Raw genomic sequence first — 13,605 nt, 5'->3', positions numbered from 1 at the left:
ATAAGCGCGCCCAAGGACAATATTTCCTTATGAAACCGCTGCTTAGCTCAATTCGTGTAGAGCCAGGGAAGAGAGAATGCGCCGAAATGAAGCCTAGATGTTACTCATGGCCTCATTTCGGCGCATCCATTGTTACGTACTCATGCTACAGCCTGAGTCATGCCACGATGGGTATCAACAAGCTGCTGAACAACACCCGGATCGGCTAACGTTGAAATATCGCCTAACGAGTCATATTCACCCACAGCAATCTTGCGCAGGATCCGACGCATGATTTTTCCAGAGCGTGTTTTGGGCAGTCCCGGCGCCCACTGGATGATATCAGGCGTTGCAATAGGCCCTATATCCTTACGCACCCACTGCTTGAGTTCTTGGCGTAGCGCTTCAGAAGGCTCTTCACCTGAATTGAGGGTAACGTAGACATAGATCCCTTGCCCCTTGAGATCGTGAGGCATCCCTACGACAGCCGCCTCGGCCACCTTGGAATGCGCAACCATTGAGCTTTCGATCTCCGCAGTACCCATGCGGTGCCCCGAAACGTTAAGGACATCATCAACGCGACCAGTAATCCAGAAGTAACCATCCTCATCGCGACGCGCACCATCTCCGGTAAAATACATACCTTTGAAGGTTTTGAAATAGGTATCCACAAAACGATCATGGTCGCCGTAAATCGTGCGTGCCTGTCCCGGCCAGGAATCCAGAATAACCAGATTGCCCTCCGCGGCACCTTCGATGATATTGCCTTCATTGTCGACCAGTGCCGGCTGGACACCAAAGAAAGGACGAGTGGCGGAGCCAGGCTTCAAGGCCGTAGCGCCAGGCAACGGACTGATAAGAATACCGCCTGTCTCGGTCTGCCACCAGGTATCAACAACCGGGCAGCGCTCTTGTCCTACGGTTTTGTAGTACCAGTGCCACGCCTCAGGGTTGATCGGCTCACCTACTGACCCCAGCAGGCGCAGACTTTTACCATCGGCCCCTCGAACAGCCGCATCCCCCTGGGCCATCATCGCTCGGATAGCCGTCGGAGCGGTATACAGAATATTTACTTGGTGCTTGTCGATAATCTGGGCGACACGGGTTACGTCCGGATAGTTAGGGACCCCTTCGAACAATAATGTGGTAGCCCCATTGGCTAAAGGCCCGTAGACAATGTAGCTATGACCGGTAATCCAGCCTACATCAGCCGTACACCAATAAACCTCGCCTGGCTTATAGTCGAACACCCGCTCATGCGTGAGTGACGCATAAACCATATAGCCGCCAGTAGTATGCATGACGCCCTTGGGTTTACCGGTAGAGCCTGAGGTATACAGGATGAACAGTGGCGCCTCGGCATTCATCTCCTTGGGCTCGCAGTGCGCGGAGGCAACCTGAGTTACGTCGTGATACCAGACGTCGCGGTGCGCATGCCAGGCAATGGGGGCACCCGTACGCTTGCATACAATGACCTTACGAACACAGCATGTATCCGGATTGGTCAAGGCCTCGTCAACGTTGGCTTTCAGAGGTGTTTTCTTGCCGCCTCGGACACCCTCGTCCGCAGTGATGATGACTTTAGAGCGACAGTCACTGATACGACCCGCTAATGACTCGGGAGAAAAGCCGCCAAAGACGACAGAGTGCACCGCACCGATGCGAGCGCACGCCAACATGGCCACCACTGCTTCTGGAATCATCGGCATATAGATGGTGACTACGTCGCCACGGTGTACATCCTGGCCACGCAGTGCGTTAGCAAACTTGCAGACCTCTTCGTGCAATTCACGATAGGTAATGTGACGATGCTCAGAAGGATCATCGCCCTCCCAGATAATAGCCACCTGATCACCCCGCGTTTCGAGATGGCGATCAAGGCAATTGTAAGACGCGTTCAACGTTCCATCGGCAAACCACTTGATATCGACATGGTGATCGTCAAATGAAGTTTGTTTGACGCGAGTAAATGGCTTTGTCCAGCTGATCCGCTGGGCCTGCTCCCGCCAGAATCCGTCTGGATTAATCACGGACTTCTGATATAGAGCCTTATAGCTAGCGTCATCAGTCAGCGTCAGGGCGGCTACTTCAGGACGTACGGGATAGAGGGATGCGGCACTCATGGCGGTTACCTCAACGGAGAAGTTTGTTGTTTTTGTAGTTCCGTTTTACTGGCTGAGCGCCTTGGTAACTATTCGACAAAGGTCTTAACGGCTATCTCAGTACTGATGCCGCTTGATCATGGACAGGAACGCAAATCGCTGATGTCCCGGTGAAAGACAGCCGAGGCGCCAGATAATCTGATTACCATCAAAAAGGCAGGCTTACATCAAAAGAAGGGAGTCATGCTCAGGAAACACTGCAGACAAATCAAATGTCCGTACAAACTCCTCTATGAAAAATCAACCCGGCCACGCCCTGCCTTGACTGCACTGCGCTTGGTCTTTCCTTCGAGTCGTCTCTTTTGGGACGCCAGCGTTGGCTTGGTTGGACGACGTGTTTTTTGAACGCGGGTAACACTCTGAATAAGCTCAGCAAGACGCGTTAATGCATCTTCACGGTTCTGCTCCTGCGTTCTGTATTGCTGCGCCTTGAGTACCACAACACCTTCACGCGTAATACGCGTGTCCTGCAGAGCCAGCAGCCTTTCTTTATAAAAATCCGGGAGCGACGAAGCCCGAATATCGAAACGCAAATGAATGGCGCTGGATACCTTGTTTACATTTTGGCCGCCCGCCCCCTGAGCACGCACCGCCGTCAATTCCACTTCAGTATCTGGCAGGGAAACAGTATTGGATATACTAATCATTGATATGCAGCCATAAGCAAGGACGTACCTTGATAGACCTCAAGGGATCATGAGGGTTTAAAGACAATAGGCGGACTAGAACTCAGTACCGCGCACCAACCACATGCCCAAAAGCTCGGAGAGGTTATCGAGAGGCTGATAACCATTGGTGACAAGTGCTAGTTGACCCTCACGCTCCGCCAGCAAGGTTGGGAAGCCTGCAATGCCTAAATTGAGAGCCCAGTCAAAATCCGCCTGGGTTGCGGCTCTTGTTTCTGGGGCATCGAAAGCCGGAGCAAACTCAATGCGAGGCAGCCCTACCTTCTCCGCCAGCTCAACAAGAACAGCCGGCTGGGTAACATCGCTGTTTTCCACATAAAAAGCACGCTGGATAAGCTTTGCCAGCGGCCATACCGCCTGCTCATCCAGTCCTCTTGCTGCAACCAGTGCTCGACAGGCCGGCTCTGTATCGTAGACAAAGCCTTCAGGCAGTGCATTGTCAATTGTGAAGGGTTGACCTGTAGTCTCTTCGACTGCCTGCCAATAGGACAGGGTACGTACACGAGCGGCGGCATCCATGGCGACTCGCTCTCTACGCAGCCCACCTACGACAAGATGCATAGGCACGCCATAGAGACGTGCCTGCTCAGCCAGTGCTTCCATGACAGGCGCGAACCCCCAGCACCAGGAACACATAGGATCCATCACATAGAGCAATCGCGCCTTCATAGGTCAAGCCTCCTGCGATAGCTTGGAAACCTGTCGGGGATCCCGGCCAATGGGATGCGGCTGATTCCGCTGCCTGGCCAGTTCAATCTGCTTCTGACGCTCACGTGCGCTGATACGTGTTTTTTCTGGCAATGAGTCCCAGCAATGAGGGCAGCTAATGCCAGGCACGTAGTGCTCAGATTCCCGATCTGCAGCTGATATGGGCGTCCGGCAAGCATGACACTGATCATACTCCCCTTCACTCAGATCGTGCCTGACCGTTACACGGTTATCGAACACAAAACAGTCGCCCTGCCAAAGACTATCTTCCTGCGGCACCTCTTCCAGATATTTCAGAATACCACCCTTAAGATGATAGACCTCTTCGAAGCCCTCATTGAGCATGAAGCTCGACGCTTTCTCGCAGCGGATACCACCAGTGCAGAACATGGCCACTTTTTTATGACGGGAAGGATCAAAATTCTGCCTGACATACTGAGGAAACTCGCGGAAGGATTTGGTCTTGGGATCCACCGCATTGGTAAAGGTCCCGATACCGACCTCGTAATCATTGCGCGTATCAATCAATACAACATCAGGGTCTGAAATAAGCGCATTCCAGTCTTTCGGATCTACGTAGGTTCCAACCTTCTTGTTGGGATCGACGCCCGGCACGCCCAAGGTGACAATTTCCTTCTTGAGCTTGACCTTGGTCCGATAGAACGGCTGTTCATCGCAATAGGATTCCTTGTGCTCAAGATCAACCAGACGCGAGTCTGCCTTCAAAAAAGCCAGAACCGCATCAATTCCGGCCCGAGAGCCAGCAATGGTGCCATTGATGCCCTCTTGCGCCAGTAGCAGGGTACCCCTTACCTCATTGTCCAACATGACAGTAAGCAAGGGCTCACGGCGGTCGACGTAATCTTCAAGGGTGACAAATTTATACAGTGCAGCTACAACAATAGAACCAGACATGTCGACTTCTCCAGTGGTCGTCCTCGTAAGGGACGGACCGGTTAATGCACAACGCCGGCAAAGGCCGGCGCTGGAGCGACAAGTCTAAGGAAGCGCGACGGGCTTGAACAGAGCCCTCAAGCGGATCACAGCCATTTCTAGTCGTGCAGTCCGTCATGCTTGCTGCCACCGCGACATGTCGGCGACTCAGGTGCCATTCCTTGTCTGGCCCACTCTTCGGGTGTGTAGGTATGAAGCGCCAGGGCATGAAACTCACCCATCAGCCCACCCAGCGCCCCGTAGACCTTCTGATGCCGCTTAACGGCATTCAACCCTTCAAATTGTTCACTGACCACTACAGCCTTGTAATGGGTTTCCTGACCACGGCTGTGCATGTGGCTTTCGTCAACAACATCAAGATGCTGCGGCTGCAGCATGCTTAACGTTGAAAGAATACGGTCGCGCATACTCATGGATAGGTCTCGCTTATTTCTTAGAACCGCTACCTTCAGGAGCAGCCTGTGGCTTAACACCCAGCTCCTTATCCATATCACTCAGCAGCTTGTTGACCTGGGGAACGGCCTGCTCGAGCTTGCCCTGGGTCAGCTGGGCAGACTGCATGGAGATCTGCGGTAGCGTGTTCATCATTTTCTTACCCAGTGGAGACTGGTAGAAGTCGATCAAGTCTTTCAGCTCGGCTTCACTGAAGTTCTGAGTATAGAGCTTGACCAGATCAGGCTTAACCTTGTCCCAACCAATCGACTTGTCCAGTGTCGCATTAGCACGCGCAACGTAGCTTTCAAGAACAGCCTTCTTGCTCGGAGCCTTGGCTTGGGCGAAATGCTGATCAAACAATTCATGCACTTGGGCATAAACCGGTGTAGTGAGCTTGTCGGCGTTGGCCAGCTTTAGAAACCGCTCGGCTTGGGCAGCATGGCTAGCCGCATCAGCCAGGGCCAGGCCACTGACACCAGAGAGCATCACAGCGGTGCAGACAGCACGAAAAGTCTTCATCGGACATCCTTTAAACATGAATAGCGATAGCTAAAAGATCCGTATTCTGCCCACGTGTTTCCCGATGACTCAAGTCGTATTCCGGCTCCGTTCAGGCAAGCTTCAGCATCTTCAATGGTAAATCCAGCTGAAATCTGACCCGCCTGATGTTTTCGGAACCCACCCCACATCTGAATAGACTAATCACCGATAAGCGCTAGCCTTGGCTCTATTGGTTTCCCATCACTACTTGAAAGCCTTTCATTGGCCAGCGCGCCGACCACCCAAATCTGCATGCAGGAGAGCATCATGAGCCGTACCGAAACCGACAGCCTAGGTCCCGTAGAAGTCGACGAAAATGCCTATTGGGGAGCTCAGACACAGCGCTCTATGGAAAACTTCGCCATTGGTGGCCAGAAAATGCCGCTGGCGATCGTGCATGCACTTACGCTGATCAAGAAAGCAGCGGCTCGGGTGAATGCAGGGCTAGGCGAATTGCCGCAAGAGATAGCGGACCTTATCGAGCAATCAAGCAATGAGGTGCTTGAAGGGCGTCATGATGATCAGTTTCCCTTGGTTGTCTGGCAAACCGGCAGCGGCACCCAAAGCAATATGAACGTCAATGAAGTGATTGCGGGGCGCGCCAATGAACTTGCAGGCCAGGGCAAGGGCGGCAAGAAGCCTGTGCACCCTAACGACCATGTCAACCGCGGCCAAAGCTCCAACGACTGCTTCCCGACTGCCATGCACATCGCAACTGCACAAGCCGTACTGGGAGATCTGCTGCCTGCTATCGATGAGCTTTCCGGAGGTCTGGCCCAGCAGGCCGCACGCCATATGAGTCTGGTCAAAACTGGCCGTACCCATATGATGGACGCAACACCTATTACTTTCGGTCAGGAAGTGTCGGCCTACGTCGCTCAGCTCGACATCGCTCAGAGCGCCATTCGTGCAGCCCTTCCAGCCATTTATGAACTTGCTCAGGGCGGAACGGCAGTAGGAACTGGCCTCAACTCTCCCAAAGGCTTCGACGAGGCGATTGCAAAAGAAATTGCATCACTTACCGGCCTACCCTTTGTCACTGCACCCAACAAGTTTGCTGCCCTGGCAGGTCACGAACCACTTACCGCACTGTCAGGCGCACTGAAAACTCTGGCGGTAGCCCTCATGAAGATTGGTAACGACCTGCGCTTGCTAGGCTCTGGCCCCAGGGCAGGCTTTGCCGAGGTCAAACTACCAGCCAATGAACCTGGCAGCTCCATTATGCCCGGCAAGGTCAATCCAACCCAGGCGGAAGCCTTAACCATGCTGGCCTGCCAGGTAATGGGAAACGATACCACCATCACTTTCGCTGCCAGCCAGGGGCATCTGCAGCTGAACGTCTTCAAGCCTGTCATTGCTTATAACATTCTTGAATCCATTCGCTTACTGGCCGACGGCTGCCGCAATTTCAACAAACACTGCGTAGCCGGCATGGAGCCTGACGCCGAGAAAATGGCAGCTCACCTTGAGCAAGGTCTGATGCTTGTAACAGCCTTGAACCCCCACATTGGTTATGACAAGGCCGCTGAAATTGCGAAGAAGGCTTATGCCGAAAATAAGACCCTCAGAACAGCAGCCCTTGAGCTTGGTCATCTGAGCGAGGCGCAGTTCGATGAGTGGGTAAGGCCTGAAACCATGCTGGAAGCAGGCAGCCATGGCTGAGCCAAGAACGGGCGCAACACCTCTAGAGGGCGATGGCAAACGAGTCCTGGTTATCCAGGGCTCGCCCAAGAGCGAAAGCTTCTGTCATGCGCTGAGCGCAGCCTATATACAAGGGGCTCGCCAACATAATCATGTGGTACGTGAACTACGACTGGGAGAGCTTAGTTTCGACCCGGTACTTCGAGAAGGCTACGATAAGAGCCAGATTCTTGAAGAAGATTTGCTGGAAGCTCAACGACTGATTCATTGGGCAGAACATCTTCTATTTGTTTACCCCATCTGGTGGGGTGGTCTACCTGCCCTTTTAAGCGGCTTTATCGAGCGTGTTTTCTTGCCAGGCTTTGCATTCGCTTATCGCGATCAGATCTGGGGAGGTGAACAACTTCTATCAGGCCGAAGCGCTGACCTTATCGTCACTGCTGACAGCCTGCCTACTCCCTGGAAGCGCCTGAGAGGACTTTCTCCGCATCGCCTCATGATGCGAGAGGCCTTGGATGTGTGTGGCATACAGATTCGTGAACATCTGGAATTCGCACCAATAAGAGCAAGTAGCGAGGAACAACGATTGAGATGGCTTCAAGATGTGCAAAGAATGGGGTCGCACTTGAACTAAAAACCTTTATTAAAAGGTATGCTGCTAAATTAATTACCTGAACTTAATAAATAGTCTTTTAAATAAGAAAGCCCCAATATGCATAACAGAGCTGACTTCGTAGAAACCAAACCTTATTTGAGTTGCGCTGGCGTATGCTTGTCAGCGCACTTTCATGACAAAACATAATTTCATAATATGTAACAATCTTTATTTTTAGCACTCTCGCTTCGACTCCTTTTCCGCTTCTTTTTGTAGTACTTGCCTGCTGTCAATTCCCTACAATCAACAATCTCTCAACCAAGGTGCGACATATTGAAGCAGGCATTGAAAAATCAAGGACTTAGCTAGCTCCTTGTATCGCCTAAAAGCGACTCAATGATAGACGTGAACCCTAGATGAACTTAAACTGCGCACGGCCCAATAAGGCGTGCCTTGAAGCGCTCTTGAGAGAGAGAAAAAACACCTGATTGATAGCAATATGCCTACATAAGGCAGGGTGAATTTTCAACTTGCAACAATATGCTCGCTCGCAAGCAGATGGCTTCAAGTCCACCGGGTTGGTAAGCAAGCGAGATTGGTCCGGATGCTGCCCATTAGCGCGTCCGCATAGGCCTCGTGCTTATTGGTACAGCTTACGCTACCCAAGTTGCAGCGTTATTTTTGGTACACGGCACTGACGTGAATAAGATTCATGGCACGGCCAAGCCTTAAATGTATCCCCTGCTATGCTTGGTAATACCACGAGCGCGTAGCCTGTCTGGGAGAGTCCTGTTTTCCAGTTGCGATCGATTTCAACATTAAGGCCCGAACAAGCCCGCACTCTACGCAGGCTAGGTAAGGAGGACTGGTGAAACGTGCAATCCAGACGTAGGCCCAAGACTGGCTCAGCTTGGCTCAAATGGATTTCGGTCGTAACATATCCTTACATGTGACTCAATGACGCACGACGTCATCGACACGTTTGTAATGACCGCGACACCCAAAGCTTCATCAGCCTGACCTATTTCTGCGCCGCACTTAAATAAGTGATGGTACCGATTACTGGCTATCCCCCTGAAACGAAGAGTGCCCCTCAACCGAGGTCGTGAGATGAGAAAAAAGAAACATAGTATTTTTTCTAGCCTATTGGCTTTAGGTGCCACTGGTTTACTCAGTGGTTGTAACATGACGCTTTTAGACCCTAAAGGCCCAGTAGGTTTAGAATCAAAACACCTTATATTGACTGCCACTGGCCTGATGTTGATTGTCGTTATCCCAGTCATCGTCATGGCGATCCTTTTCTCAATCAAATATCGCGCCTCCAATAAGGATGCCGATTACGCACCCAACTGGGCGCACTCGACCAAGGTCGAAGTGGTTGTATGGGGTGTTCCGCTGGTGATCGTGGCTATTCTGGCCGTGCTCATCTGGAAGACCAGCCACTCTCTTGACCCTTTCAGGCCACTCGACTCTGACGTCAAGCCGATTACCATCGAAGCTATTGCTACCGATTGGAAGTGGGTTTTCGTTTATCCGGAACAGGGTATCGCTACGGTCAACGAGATTGCATTCCCGGCCAACACGCCGGTTAACTTTCGCATCACCTCCGATACCGTCATGAACACTCTGTTTATTCCGGCCTTGGGCAGCATGGTCTACGCCATGGGTGGCATGCAGACCCAACTGCATTTGATGGCTCATGAAACTGGCCAGTATGGCGGTGGCTCGGCCAACTACAGCGGCGCTGGCTTCTCGGATATGAAGTTCATCGCACACGCTACGACACCTGAAGAGTTCAACGCATGGGTCGACAAGGTCAAGGCTTCTCCTAAGACACTGAGCTCTGAGGTCTATGCAGACCTGGCCATGCCCAGCGAGAAGCACCCGATCGAGTATTACTCATCCGTGGCTCCTCACCTTTTCCAGGACATCATCGATAAATACTTGAAAGGCGATTACAGCAAGCGTGTAGATCAGGTAATGGATCAGGCAATGAATAAGAGTGCGCACGAAGGTGCGGCGGAGTAAATCATGTTCGGAAAATTAAGTCTCGCAGACATTCCTTATCATGAACCGATCATCGTAGGTGCGGTCGGTGCCATGATTCTGGGTGTGATAGCCGTATTTATCGGCCTCACCTATTTCAAGAAATGGGGTTACCTGTGGTCCGAATGGATCACGACAGTTGACCACAAGAAAATCGGGGTGATGTACATCCTGGTGGCGCTCATCATGCTGCTCCGCGGCTTCTCCGACGCCATTATGATGCGTGCACAGCAGGCTATCGCAGCCGGCGGTGCAGAAGGCTATCTGCCTCCGCATCACTATGACCAGATTTTCACCGCACACGGCACGATCATGATCTTCTTCGTGGCCATGCCGATGGTGACTGGCCTGATGAACCTTGTCGTGCCGCTGCAAATTGGCGCGCGGGACGTTGCCTTCCCCTTCCTGAACTCTTTCAGCTTCTGGGTGTTCGCGGTAGGTGCGATCCTCATCAACCTGTCTCTAGCCATAGGTGAATTCGCAGCAACCGGCTGGGTAGCCTATCCACCACTATCGGGTATTCAATATAGCCCGGGCGTAGGGGTAGATTACTACATCTGGGCATTGCAGCTTTCGGGCCTGGGTACGTTGTTAACAGGTGTGAACTTTGTGGTAACCATTTTAAAAATGCGTACCACTGGCATGACTCTAATGAGAATGCCGATCTTCACCTGGAACGCCCTGTGCACCAGTATTCTGATCGTTGCAGCTTTCCCGATTCTGACCGCCACATTGGCTATGCTCTCGCTTGACCGTTATCTGGGCATGCACTTCTTCACCAACGAGCTTGGTGGCAACCCCATGATGTACGTCAACTTGATTTGGGCGTGGGGTCACCCGGAAGTATATATCCTCATTCTGCCCGCCTTTGGCGTGTTCTCTGAGGTAGCGTCTACATTCAGCGGCAAGCGCATGTTCGGCTACGTATCCATGGTATGGGCTACGCTGGCTATTACCGTGCTGTCCTTTATCGTATGGCTGCACCACTTCTTTACCATGGGCTCCGGCGCTAACGTCAATGCGTTCTTCGGTATCGCTACGACTATTATTGCCATCCCAACTGGTGTGAAGATCTTTACCTGGCTCTTCACCATGTATAAAGGCCGTATCCGCTTCACTACTCCCATGTTGTGGACGATTGGCTTTATTGTCACCTTCAGTATCGGTGGTATGACCGGCGTTCTACTGGCTGTTCCAGGTGCCGACTTCGTTCTGCACAACAGCCTGTTCCTGATCGCTCACTTCCATAACGTGATCATTGGTGGCGCTGTATTCGGTTACTTTGCAGGTGTTGCCTACTGGTTCCCGAAAGCCTTCGGCTTCACACTTAATGAAAGACTGGGTAAATACGCCTTCTGGTGCTGGTTGGTTGGCTTCTATGTAGCCTTCATGCCGCTGTATGTACTGGGCTTCATGGGTATGACTCGTCGTCTGAACCACTATGACAACCCGGACTGGCATCCTTGGCTGATCGTGGCGGCTATTGGTACAGCTATCATCCTGTGTGGCGTCCTATGCCAGTTGCTTCAGTACTATGTCAGCATCCGTGACCGTAAACTGAACCAGGATGTAACCGGTGACCCATGGGGTGGCCGTACACTGGAATGGTCTACTTCTTCTCCGCCACCTTTCTATAACTTCGCAGAGCAGCCGGTTGTTGATGATATCGACGCGTACTGGGGAGCTAAGGAAAAAGGTCTGGCTGAGCGTAAAGCTGCTGACTACAAAGACATTCACATGCCGCGCAACACAGGCGTTGGATTCATCATGGGTATGTTCAGTCTAGCCCTCGGCTTTGCTCTTATCTGGCACATCTGGTGGCTAGCTGCTGTTGGATTCGTCGGCATGATCGCTACCTTTATCGTTCGCAGCTTCGACGATGACATCGACTACTACGTACCTGCCGCTGAAGTGGCACGTATCGAGAATGAACATCTCCAGAAACTAGCAGCGAGTCAGGCTTAAACTTATGTCTAGTCAAGTTCTTCACAACCAAGTTGCCCATGCTGAGGAGCATGGGCACCACGATGCCGGATCCATGACTGTATTCGGTTTCTGGCTGTACCTGATGACGGACTGCATTCTGTTTGCGACTATCTTCGCATCCTACGCTGTCCTGAGCGGTAGCTTTGCCGGCGGTCCTACCGGTAAAGAAATTTTTGAACTGCCTTATGTTCTGGTAGAAACCTTCCTGCTGCTGTTCAGTAGTATCACGTATGGCTTTGCCATGATCGCTGCACACAAGGAGCAAAAGAGCAAGGCGCTGGGCTGGCTGGCTGTTACCTTCCTGCTCGGCCTTGGCTTCATCGTGATGGAAATCAACGAATTCCATCACCTGATTGCTGAAGGCTTTGGCCCTCAGCGTAGCGCGTTTCTATCTGCGTTCTTTACCTTGGTCGGTACTCACGGCCTGCACGTCACATCCGGTCTGATCTGGATGGCAATCCTGATGATTCAGGTTAGCCAGAAAGGTCTGACTGCGACCAACCAGACCCGCCTGATGTGCCTGAGCCTCTTCTGGCACTTCTTGGACATCGTCTGGATCTGCGTGTTTACCGTTGTATATCTGATGGGGGTTATGTAATGGCTCACGAACACGGACATATTGTCCACGCGGGCTCCAGCCACGGCACTGTGAAGTCGTACATCATTGGCTTCGTTCTGTCCGTTATCCTGACCGTGATCCCATTCGGCATTGTCATGAACCCGGTGTTGTCACAGTCGGCTACTCTGATCGTGATCTGGGTGATGGCACTTGTGCAGATCTTTGTACACTTGGTGTTCTTCCTGCACATGAACACGTCGTCCGAGCAGCGCTGGAATGTGATCGCTTTTGCTTTCACTATTCTGATTACTGTTATCGTGGTCGCGGGCTCGCTGTGGATCATTCACGGCATGCATAGCAACATGCTGGCCCACTAAGAGTCGCTTCGATGATCAAGAAATACCTACTTATAACGAAGCCAGGCATTATCTTCGGCAACCTGATCTCGGTTGCCGGAGGTTTCTTCCTTGCTTCGAAAGGAAGCATCGACTTAGCACTTTTCTTAGCTACCGCAGTAGGGGTGTCTCTGGTCATCGCTTCCGGCTGCGTCTTCAATAACTATATTGACCGTGACATTGATAAGGTCATGGAACGGACGAAAAATCGTGTCCTCGTCCAAGGACTTATTTCTCCAAGTGTCACATTGTCCTACGCCACGCTCTTGGGCATTGCAGGTATCGCGCTTCTTTACTTCAAAGTAAATGCGCTATCCGCAGCCTTTGGGCTCATGGGATTCGTTGTGTATGTGGGTCTATACAGCCTGTGCCTGAAGCGTAAATCTGTGTATGGCACCCTAGTGGGTAGCCTGTCGGGTGCGGCTCCTCCTGTAATCGGCTATTGCGCAGTTAGCAATGAGTTCGATATGGGTGCCGCTATCCTTCTGCTGATTTTCTGCCTCTGGCAAATGCCGCACTCCTACGCTATTGCAATCTTCAGACTGAACGACTATCGGGCAGCTTCAATTCCGGTACTGCCAGTCATGAAGGGTATCCCTGTAACCAAGCGCCATATTACGGTCTATATCCTGGCCTTTCTGGCCGCTACGCTAGCGCTCACGATTGGGGGCTACGCCGGTTATAAGTACTTGGTGGTTGCAGCAGCCATGGGCGTTTATTGGTTGCGCATGGCTCTAATGGGCTACAAGACCAACGATGACAATGCCTGGGCAAGAAAATTGTTCGTCTTCTCCATCGTTACGATCACTGCGCTGAGTGTAATGATGTCAGTAGACTTCAATGTTCCTGCCTCTGAAGTACTGGTAGCGATGGCTCGCTAACAGTGCCTCACCTCAGGGCCTGGACAACTCGTTCAGGT

At 52.0% G+C, this 13,605-nt stretch carries 13 protein-coding genes; 7 read left to right on the top strand and 6 right to left on the bottom strand.

Annotation, left to right across the window (positions count from 1 at the left end; genetic code table 11):
- Positions 1 to 140: 140 nt before the first annotated feature.
- From acs to HMPREF1487_RS15730, 6 genes are all read right to left on the bottom strand, one after another.
- Positions 141 to 2,102 carry an acetate--CoA ligase gene (gene acs, locus HMPREF1487_RS15755; RefSeq protein ID WP_010797672.1) on the bottom strand — a complete coding sequence of 654 codons (1,962 nt, stop codon included), beginning with the start codon at positions 2,100 to 2,102 and terminating at the stop codon, positions 141 to 143.
- Between the two features lie 269 nt (positions 2,103 to 2,371).
- Positions 2,372 to 2,788, bottom strand: a complete 417-nt coding sequence (gene arfB / locus HMPREF1487_RS15750; RefSeq protein WP_010797671.1) for an alternative ribosome rescue aminoacyl-tRNA hydrolase ArfB — start codon at positions 2,786 to 2,788, stop codon at positions 2,372 to 2,374.
- A 75-nt stretch (positions 2,789 to 2,863) separates the two neighbouring features.
- Positions 2,864 to 3,496, bottom strand: a complete 633-nt coding sequence (locus HMPREF1487_RS15745; RefSeq protein ID WP_010797670.1) for a DsbA family protein — start codon at positions 3,494 to 3,496, stop codon at positions 2,864 to 2,866.
- A 3-nt stretch (positions 3,497 to 3,499) separates the two neighbouring features.
- Positions 3,500 to 4,450, bottom strand: a complete 951-nt coding sequence (locus HMPREF1487_RS15740; RefSeq protein WP_010797669.1) for an oxygen-dependent tRNA uridine(34) hydroxylase TrhO — start codon at positions 4,448 to 4,450, stop codon at positions 3,500 to 3,502.
- A gap of 137 nt (positions 4,451 to 4,587) precedes the next feature.
- Positions 4,588 to 4,902 carry a BolA family protein gene (locus HMPREF1487_RS15735; RefSeq protein ID WP_010797668.1) on the bottom strand — a complete coding sequence of 105 codons (315 nt, stop codon included), beginning with the start codon at positions 4,900 to 4,902 and terminating at the stop codon, positions 4,588 to 4,590.
- A 13-nt stretch (positions 4,903 to 4,915) separates the two neighbouring features.
- On the bottom strand, positions 4,916 to 5,443 hold the full coding sequence (locus tag HMPREF1487_RS15730; protein WP_010797667.1) for a DUF2059 domain-containing protein: 528 nt from the start codon (positions 5,441 to 5,443) through the stop codon (positions 4,916 to 4,918).
- Between the two features lie 288 nt (positions 5,444 to 5,731).
- Here HMPREF1487_RS15730 and HMPREF1487_RS15725 point away from each other — a divergent pair, with 288 nt between their 5' ends.
- From HMPREF1487_RS15725 to cyoE, 7 genes are all read left to right on the top strand, one after another.
- Positions 5,732 to 7,126 carry a class II fumarate hydratase gene (locus HMPREF1487_RS15725; RefSeq protein ID WP_010797666.1) on the top strand — a complete coding sequence of 465 codons (1,395 nt, stop codon included), beginning with the start codon at positions 5,732 to 5,734 and terminating at the stop codon, positions 7,124 to 7,126.
- Entirely contained in the window at positions 7,119 to 7,739 is a 621-nt protein-coding gene (locus HMPREF1487_RS15720; RefSeq protein WP_010797665.1) for an NAD(P)H-dependent oxidoreductase, read from the top strand. The genes HMPREF1487_RS15725 and HMPREF1487_RS15720 overlap by 8 nt, the downstream gene beginning before the upstream one ends.
- A 1,071-nt stretch (positions 7,740 to 8,810) precedes the next feature.
- Complete coding sequence (gene cyoA, locus HMPREF1487_RS15715; RefSeq protein WP_010797664.1) at positions 8,811 to 9,728, top strand: ubiquinol oxidase subunit II; 918 nt, start codon at positions 8,811 to 8,813, stop codon at positions 9,726 to 9,728.
- Between the two features lie 3 nt (positions 9,729 to 9,731).
- The gene (cyoB, locus tag HMPREF1487_RS15710; RefSeq protein ID WP_010797663.1) at positions 9,732 to 11,711 is read left to right on the top strand and encodes a cytochrome o ubiquinol oxidase subunit I; all 1,980 of its coding nucleotides are present in this window, start codon (positions 9,732 to 9,734) and stop codon (positions 11,709 to 11,711) included.
- A gap of 4 nt (positions 11,712 to 11,715) precedes the next feature.
- Positions 11,716 to 12,330, top strand: coding sequence for a cytochrome o ubiquinol oxidase subunit III (locus HMPREF1487_RS15705; protein ID WP_010797662.1), 615 nt, complete (start codon positions 11,716 to 11,718; stop codon positions 12,328 to 12,330).
- A complete protein-coding gene (cyoD, locus tag HMPREF1487_RS15700; protein ID WP_010797661.1) occupies positions 12,330 to 12,668 on the top strand; it encodes a cytochrome o ubiquinol oxidase subunit IV in 339 nt (112 codons plus the stop codon). The genes HMPREF1487_RS15705 and cyoD overlap by 1 nt, the downstream gene beginning before the upstream one ends.
- A gap of 11 nt (positions 12,669 to 12,679) precedes the next feature.
- Positions 12,680 to 13,567 (top strand): heme o synthase, encoded by an 888-nt coding sequence (gene cyoE, locus HMPREF1487_RS15695; RefSeq protein WP_010797660.1) that lies wholly within the window; start codon positions 12,680 to 12,682, stop codon positions 13,565 to 13,567.
- Positions 13,568 to 13,605 lie beyond the last annotated feature (38 nt).

The organism is Pseudomonas sp. HPB0071, assembly GCF_000478505.2.
Lineage (GTDB): Bacteria > Pseudomonadota > Gammaproteobacteria > Pseudomonadales > Pseudomonadaceae > Chryseomonas > Chryseomonas luteola.
The sequence above is the reverse complement of the archived record's forward strand: the minus strand, read 5'-3'. Positions and strand labels throughout refer to the sequence as shown.